Below are 6,884 nucleotides of genomic sequence, written 5' to 3' on the forward strand. Positions count from 1 at the left end.
CAGCATGAGGTCACCAAGGGGAACCGGCAGAACGTTCCATCCTCCCTCACCTTGAGGAGCCCCCAAGGGACTTGGGGGCGTCTCGAAGGGGGCGGCGGGCGATCCGGCTATCCGCCAAATCCGCATGCCTTGAGCGCCGCCAGCATGTGGGCGGGCGGGGTGGCGGTGGCGGCGATGGGGTCGCGCTTGGGGTAGAGGGGCACGGAAATCGCGCGGGCGTGGAGATGCAGGGGGATGCCCCCCGTCTCGCCGGCGACCGGGCCATAGACCGGGTCGCCGAGAATCGGCCAGCCCATCGAGGCGCAATGGATGCGCAGCTGGTGGGTGCGGCCGGTCAGCGGCTTCAGTTCCAGCCAGGTACAGCCCTCCGCGCGACCGAGCACGCGGAAATCGGTCTGTGACGGCTGGCCTTCCAGATCGACCACCATCTTCCAGCCGCTCTTCTTGTTCAGCTTTGAGAGCGGCTTGTCGATGCGGCCGCTATCCTCCGCCGGGCCGCCCTCGACGATCGCCCAGTAGGTCTTGTCGATGCCGCCGGAGGAGAAGAGCCGCCCCAGCTTCGCCAGCGCCTTGCGGTGCCGGCCCAGCACCAGGCAGCCGCTGGTGTCGCGGTCGAGCCGGTGGGCAAGCGACGGCGGCTTCGGCAGGCCATAGCGCAGACCGTCGAACAGAGCCTCCAGATTCGGCCCGCCCTTCGGCCCGGCATGGCAGGGCAGGCCGGCTGGCTTGTCGAGGATCAGCATCAGCCCGTCGCGGTGCAGCACGCGGGCCTGCAATTGCTCCGGGGTCACAATTGTTCAGGGGTCATGGGGCCTCAATGGCGATGGTCTCGAAATCGGCCGGGCTGACGATCTCGATCAGCTCCATATCGGCGGAATGCTCGATCTCGCGATGCTTGATGCCGGGTGGCTGGTAGACGCAGGAGCCGGGCTTCAGCAGCACCTCGCCCACGCCATCATACTCGAAGCGCACCCAGCCCTTCAGCACATAGACCATCTGGAAATCGAGATGATGATAATGCCAGCCGCCGGTCGCCTTGTGGCCGTCCTTGGCGCGGATCACATGCGCCTGGATCTTGCCGCCGGTCACCCTGGCCATCGCCAGGTCACGATAATCGAAAAATTCGCGCAAGCCGCCATCGAAGCCGGCTTCGTCGGCATGGGTGATGACAAAATCGTCGGCGGGCCTTCTGTCGATATCGGCCATGGATACCTCCCCTATGTCGTTTCCAGGCCGCCATTCTAGAGCAAGATCAGGCCTTGCCGCCATCCGGCGCGCCGTGCTCGGCGGTCCCTATGGCGCCCAGCGCCTCGTCGACAAGCTGTTGCGCCATGGTGGCGGTGGTCAGAGCCGGGGCCGGGATCATCGCCGCGCGCACCGCCAGAGTCATGGCGAGGGCCTGCAATATATCGCCGTTCGCGGTTTCGCCCAGCGTGCGCACATCGCGGTCGAGCGCGCCCAGCAGCGTCGTCACCAGCTGCGACACCCGCATCGGCGAGGCGGTGTCCTTGTGCAGCGGGAAACGGAAATCGATGGTCGCGCCGCCAGCGGTCTGGGCGGTGAAGGGAAGCGTCTTGGCCAAGATGATCCTCGTCTGAAAAGAAAAGAGCGGCTGCCTAAACCTGGGGAGCCCGTTCACAAAGTCGAGAGCAAGTCATCCAAACGGCCGTTCACGGGGTATCTCACACCAAGGTGAATGGGCCGTGTTCGAGCAAAAGCTTATACCGGCCGCATCGTCATGGGCGGAGGGACGCAAGATGCGTGCAACGCTGTGTTTGAGCCACGACTTTTCCTTATTTGCGGACGTCTTTTGCCATGCTTCGTCGCCATTTCACATCGTCGTCGACCGACCGATTGGTGAGAGAAACTACACGGCTTATGCACGCAAACCGCACTTCCGCTCCACCCTCGGCCGTCCCATCTGCACTCCAACCTCAGTGGCCGTGCGCCACCTCGATTGGAGACGCCAAATGAGCGCCAAGCTCTCCCGCCCCGGGCACCCCAGGCTTTCGATGGCCACGGGGATGTCCACCGGGGCAATGACCTGGAACAAAGGAGAAGCCGCATGATCGCGACTCCGGCTTCGCTGCCCACACAGCGCGATTACCGTCTGGATTTCTTCCGCGGCCTCGCCTTGCTGTTTATCTTCCTGAACCATATTCCGGGCAACGATTTCTCCTGGATCACCAACAAGCATTTCGGCATCAGCGACGCGACCGAGATTTTTGTCTTCGTGTCCGGCTATGCCGCCGCCATCGCCTATTCGAAGCATGCCTTCGACAAGGGCATGTGGGCTTCCACCAAGCGCATGCTGCACCGCGCCTGGGAAATCTATATCGCCCACATCCTCCTGTTCCTCAGCCTGGCGGTGATGGCGATCTGGGTGTTCAAGTGCCACCAGAACATTGACTTCCTGGCGCACACCAACATCCTGACCTTCCTGGTCGACCCGCCGATGGCGCTGTGGGAGACAATGCTGCTGGGCTACCGTCCGCTGAACATGGACGTGCTGCCGATGTATGTCCTCATCCTGCTGTCCTTCCCGCTGGGCCTGTGGGGGCTGATCCGGCATCCGATGAAGACCATCGCCCTGTCCGCCGGCCTGTGGCTGGCCGCCGGCGCGTTCGACATCAACCTGATGCGCTACCCGACGGGCGACTGGTATTTCAACCCGCTGGCCTGGCAGTTCCTGTTCATGCTGGGAGCGTTCATCAGCCTGTATCCGCAGGTGCTGTTCCGGGTGCACCAACATGAGCGCACGGTACAGACGGTCGCGACCCTCTACCTGCTGTTCGGCCTGTATCTCGCCGCCACCTTCCAGTGGCCGGAGACGGTGCCGGCCCTGCCGCCGATGCTGCACGATCTGATCCACCCGATCGACAAGACCGACCTCGACGTGCTGCGCGTGCTGCATTTCCTGGCCGCCGCCTATCTGGCCAGCCGCTGGATCGAGCCGGCCGCCGGCTGGCTGACCTCGCGCTGGGCACGGCCGATCACGGTGACCGGCCAGCAGAGCCTGCCGATCTTCGCCGTCGGCATCCTGATGTCCTTCACCGGCTATTGGATACTGACGGAGTATGACGCCTCGCTGCCTACCCAGTTCGCGATCAGCGTCATCGGCATCGGCCTGCAAATCGGGCTGGCCTACGCGCTGCGCCAACATGCCGCCTATCGCCGTGGCCAGAAGAAAGCCATTATGGCGAAGAATATCTCCCTGCCGATGGGAGGGCTGAGAACAAGGTAAGGCATGCTGCTGCGGTATATCGACACAAAGAGCATCGTTTGCGGAGGGCTGGCCATTGCGCTGGCCCTTACGCTGCCCGCCCCGGCCAAGGCGGGCATCGCCGAGGATAAGTGCCGGACCCAGAACGAGTATCTGAAGCTCGATTCCCCGCTGCCCGGCCTCGCCCTGCGGCTGAAGGGGCACGAGGAGCTGCGCATCCTGGCCGCCGGCTCATCCTCAACCCAAGGGCATGGCGCCAGCAAACCGGAGCTGGCCTATCCCGCCCAGCTCCAGAAGGATCTGGAGCGTCGCTACCCGCAGCTTCCCGTGGCGGTGAACAATATCGGCGTCGGCGGCACGGTGGCGCGCGACGCGGTCGACCAGTTCCGCCTGCAATTGCCGGCCTGGGGGCCGCATCTGGTGATCTGGCAGGTCGGCGCCAACGACGCCATGCGCAAGGTGCCGATCCGCGAGTTCGAGGCCGCCCTGGATGCCGGGCTGAATATGCTGAACGAAGCCGGCGTCGAGACCGTGCTGATGCCGCCGCAATATGCGCCGATGGTCGAGCAGGCGAACAATGTCGACGAGTATCTGGTGGCGATCAACACCGCCGCCGTCCTGCACAATGTCGCGGTATTCCGGCGCTACGAGATCACCAAGGCGCTGGATGGCGGCAAGGGCCTGATGAAGGATTATCTCATCGAGGACGGGCTGCACCATAACGACCTGGGCTATCACTGCCTCGCCCTTCAGCTTGGCGCGGCCCTGGTCGGGGATTACTGAACGCCTAAGGCCAGGGCTTGTCGGCAACCGTGAGGCCGGCGCGCTGGAAATACGCGTCGAAGTCGGTAAACGGTCCCGCGAGCCGGTGGATCAGGCGGGCCAGATCGTACAGCCGGCGCGGGATCGGCGTCGGGGCTGGCAGCCAATCATCCGGCAGCGGCAGCACGCAGCGCTGACGGTCGATCTTCAGCAGGGTCTGGCGATGCACCAACTGGCCGCAATGGAAGCAGTCCAGCAGCACGGTGCGGGCATTCTCCTCGGCGAAGGGCGTACCGGCGGGCAGGTTGTAGGCGGCCTCCTCGATCAGGCCGAACAGCAGCGAAATCTCGATATCAGGCTTGTAGCTGAAAGCGACCAGCGGCTCGTCGATCTGCTGGCGGACCAGCCGGTCCTTATCGTCCAGCATCGGGGTGAAGCGGTGACGCAGGGTCGGCCGGTGGATCATCGTCCATTCTTCCGGCGCGCTGCCGCCGACGATCTCCATATAGCGCACGAGGGAGAGCGGGCTGTCGCCCAGGCTCAGCACAAAGGGCGCGTTCTCGGCCATCGCCTAGCCGCTCAGCTTCTTGGTCGGGTCGAGATGCGGCCAGTCCGGCAGCTTCTCGCCGGTCACCTGCTCCAGCGTGGCGCGGGCATTCTCGATAATCAGCCGGGCCTTGCCGAAAATCTTCTGGTCGGCCTTGATCGCCGCCGCGACGTTCGGCTGCGAGACCAGCTGATAAAGTTCCTCCAGCCCTTCGCTGAGATCGGCCGAGAAGGAGACCAGCCGGGCGTTGCCGGCGCGATCCTCGTTCTTGCCGCTCCAATACATCTGGCCGATCTGCGACGGCGCGCCGCCCCTCGGGTAGGACCATAGCTCCCCGTTGGATTTCATGCGCCATGGACCCGGCGTATATCGCATGTGCCCCACCTTCGGTTTACGGTTTTGCGGCAAGTCTATCGCAAGGCCGCCCGGCCTCGCCAGTGGCGCCATCCGGCATCGAGTCCGAGAGCCGTCAGCCCCGCCAGCAATCCCCAGAAAGCCGAGCCGATGCCGAACAGCGATAGGCCCGACGCGGTGACCGCCAGCGTCAGCACGGCGGCGAAGCGGTCGGCCTCCACCGTCAGCGCCGCGCCCAGCGCCCCCATCAGCGGGCCGATCAGCGCGAGGCCGGCAATCGTGACCACCAGCGCCGGCGGCAGGGCCGCGAACAGCCCGACCAGCGATGCGCCGAAGCCGGCCAGCGTCAGATAGCCCAGCGCATAGACCGGGCCGGTCAGCCAGCGCTTGTCCTTGTCCGGATGCGCGTCCGGCCCGGTGCAGAGCGAGGCGGTGATGGCGGCCAGGTTGCTGGTATGCGCGCCGAACGGCGCGGTCAGCAGCGAGGCCAGCCCGGTCACGGCGAGGATGGAGCGCGACGGCACCGGATAGCCGGCCGCCCGCAGCACCGCGAATCCGGGCAGATTCTGCGACGCCATGGTGACGATATAGAGCGGCAGCCCCAGGCCGATCAGCACCGACAGATCGAAGCTGGGGACAATCAGCCGCAGCGTGGCGAAACCGCCCTCCAGCGCGACCGGGGACAGCATGCCCAGCCCCCAGGCAAGCGGCACGCCGGCGGCCAGCACCGCCAGCACGGCGAAGGGCGGACTGGCCAGGCGCAGCAGCAGGAACAGCGCGACCAGCGGCAGCACCAGCCAGGGCTCGGCCCCCGCGGTTTCGAACACCGCCAGCACGAAGCGCAGCAGCACGCCGGCCAGCATGGCGGCGGCGACCGAAACCGGAATACGCTCGATCAGCGCGCCGATCGGCCGGAACGCGGCGGTCAGCAGGATCAGGGCGGCGGCGAACAGGAACGCGCCGACGGCCGCCTCCATGCCCATCGGCACGGCGGATGCGGCGATCAGCGCCGCCCCCGGCGTCGACCACGCGGTGACGATGGGAATGCGATGACGGATCGAGAGATAAAAGCTGGTCGCCGCCATGGCCAGGCACAGGCCGGTCACCCAGGAGGCGGTCTGCGCCGCATCGGCCCCGGCGGCTTGCGCCGAGGCGACGATCAGCGCCAGCGTGCCGCCGAATCCGACCAGCACGGCCACCAGGGCCGAGGATATGACGGAAAATCGCATGGGGAATCCTAACCGATGCGGCTGCGCCAGCTCTGATCGCGCGCCCGGTCGCCGGCCCGGTCGCCAGCAAGGCCGCGCAGAAGGCTGAACAACAGCTCGACCAGGAACAGCGCCAGCACCAGACCCAGCACGCCATAGGCCAGCGCGTCCAGGGTCAGCGGCAGGCGCGGCGTATAGTTGGCGAAGGCGCTGTCGGCGACGGCGGAGAGCGCGCCGGCATCGGTCGCCACCAGCCGGGCGGCAAGCAGCGGGCGCAGCATGGCGGAACTGTCGGTCAGGCGGGTATGCGCGCTCTCATAGGTCGCGCGACGCAGCTCGGCCGCGCGCAGGGCGGCGGCGTTGGCCGGCTCCCGCTCCGCCAGCAGGCGGCGCACCTCCTCGGTATTCAAGGCGGCATCCAGGGCGTAATAGCGCCGCACCGTCTCGATCCGGCCATCGATATCGAGCTGCAATTCCTGCGCCCGCTGCTGCAAGGCCGCGATGTAATGCTCGGTCCAGGCCGGTGCCTGCACCGCCAGGAAAAACCCGCACAGGGCCGCCGCCATCAGGATCGATTGGCCGAGCCAGCGCGCCAGAAACCGCATAAAGCCCCTCCCATCAGCATTCGCTCCATTCATGCCTGCGCTCGCCCCGAACCGCAACCGGTTGGTTCGATCGCGCAGCCTACCGCCCTGTCCTTCGAGACGGCGCTGCGCGCCTCCTCAGGACGAGGTTGTTTTAGGACACACCGCCGGTGCCGCCTGGCGACCCTCATGCTGAGGAGGCGCGC

The 6,884-nt window shown here is 66.1% G+C and carries 9 protein-coding genes; 2 read left to right on the plus strand and 7 right to left on the minus strand.

Features of this window, described 5'->3' with window-relative positions:
• Window positions 1-107: 107 nt before the first annotated feature.
• From AUP43_RS04775 to AUP43_RS04785, 3 genes are read right to left on the minus strand one after another with little or no spacing between them, the layout of a single operon-like run.
• Complete coding sequence (locus AUP43_RS04775; protein ID WP_067553305.1) at window positions 108-791, minus strand: RluA family pseudouridine synthase; 684 nt, start codon at window positions 789-791, stop codon at window positions 108-110.
• Window positions 792-804: 13 nt separating this feature from the next.
• Window positions 805-1,206, minus strand: a complete 402-nt coding sequence (locus AUP43_RS04780) for a cupin domain-containing protein (protein ID WP_084462567.1) — start codon at window positions 1,204-1,206, stop codon at window positions 805-807.
• A gap of 46 nt (window positions 1,207-1,252) precedes the next feature.
• Window positions 1,253-1,582, minus strand: coding sequence for a hypothetical protein (locus AUP43_RS04785; RefSeq protein ID WP_067553307.1), 330 nt, complete (start codon window positions 1,580-1,582; stop codon window positions 1,253-1,255).
• Between the two features lie 483 nt (window positions 1,583-2,065).
• Between AUP43_RS04785 and AUP43_RS04790 the strand changes: the two genes are divergently transcribed.
• Entirely contained in the window at window positions 2,066-3,244 is a 1,179-nt protein-coding gene (locus tag AUP43_RS04790; RefSeq protein WP_067553309.1) for an OpgC family protein, read from the plus strand.
• A 3-nt stretch (window positions 3,245-3,247) separates the two neighbouring features.
• Window positions 3,248-4,006: an SGNH/GDSL hydrolase family protein gene (locus AUP43_RS04795; protein WP_067553311.1), complete on the plus strand. Its 759-nt coding sequence runs from the start codon at window positions 3,248-3,250 to the stop codon at window positions 4,004-4,006.
• Between the two features lie 4 nt (window positions 4,007-4,010).
• On the opposite strand, the gene AUP43_RS04800 is transcribed toward AUP43_RS04795, so the two are convergent.
• Genes AUP43_RS04800 through AUP43_RS04815 form a run of 4 tightly spaced genes read right to left on the minus strand, consistent with a single transcriptional unit; the run spans window position 4,011 to window position 6,699 of the window.
• Window positions 4,011-4,553: a hypothetical protein gene (locus tag AUP43_RS04800; RefSeq protein ID WP_067553313.1), complete on the minus strand. Its 543-nt coding sequence runs from the start codon at window positions 4,551-4,553 to the stop codon at window positions 4,011-4,013.
• 3 nt (window positions 4,554-4,556) lie between these two features.
• Window positions 4,557-4,907, minus strand: a complete 351-nt coding sequence (locus AUP43_RS04805; RefSeq protein ID WP_232314877.1) for a hypothetical protein — start codon at window positions 4,905-4,907, stop codon at window positions 4,557-4,559.
• Window positions 4,908-4,942: 35 nt separating this feature from the next.
• The gene (locus AUP43_RS04810; protein WP_067553318.1) at window positions 4,943-6,115 is read right to left on the minus strand and encodes a benzoate/H(+) symporter BenE family transporter; all 1,173 of its coding nucleotides are present in this window, start codon (window positions 6,113-6,115) and stop codon (window positions 4,943-4,945) included.
• Between the two features lie 8 nt (window positions 6,116-6,123).
• Window positions 6,124-6,699, minus strand: a complete 576-nt coding sequence (locus AUP43_RS04815) for a DUF2937 family protein (RefSeq protein WP_067553320.1) — start codon at window positions 6,697-6,699, stop codon at window positions 6,124-6,126.
• Window positions 6,700-6,884: the final 185 nt, after the last annotated feature.

The sequence above is a fragment of the Oceanibaculum pacificum genome (genome assembly GCF_001618175.1).
GTDB classification, from domain to species: Bacteria; Pseudomonadota; Alphaproteobacteria; order Oceanibaculales; family Oceanibaculaceae; genus Oceanibaculum; species Oceanibaculum pacificum.